Below are 473 nucleotides of genomic sequence, written 5' to 3'. Positions count from 1 at the left end.
CACATCTCCACCTACGCCGGGGCCGCGACCCTGTACGAGGTGGGCTTCAACCACTTCTTCCGCGGCAAGGACCACCCCGGCGGCGGGGACCAGGTCTTCTTCCAGGGCCACGCCTCCCCCGGCATGTACGCGAGGGCGTTTATGGAAGGCCGGCTCTCCGAGGAGGACCTGGACGGGTTCCGGCAGGAAAAGTCCCGCGAGGGCCATGCCCTGTCCTCGTACCCGCACCCGCGGCTGATGCCGTCGTTCTGGGAATTCCCCACGGTCTCGATGGGCATCGGGCCGATGAACGCGATCTACCAGGCCCAGTCCAACCGCTACCTGCACAACCGGGGCCTGAAAGACACCTCCGACCAGCAGGTCTGGGCGTTCCTGGGCGACGGGGAAATGGACGAGCCGGAATCCCGCGGCCTGCTCCAGCTCGCCGCGAACGAGAACCTGGACAACCTGAACTTCGTGATCAACTGCAACCT

1 protein-coding gene is annotated in these 473 nt (G+C 66.0%); it reads left to right on the top strand.

The window, feature by feature from the left end; genetic code table 11:
- Positions 1 to 473 (top strand): thiamine pyrophosphate-binding protein (locus AC5RV1_RS21385; protein WP_493995958.1); only part of this gene is annotated, 473 nt, incomplete at both ends.

Source organism: Arthrobacter sp. Hb9-2, assembly GCF_059091165.1.
The sequence above is the reverse complement of the archived record's forward strand: the minus strand, read 5'-3'. Positions and strand labels throughout refer to the sequence as shown.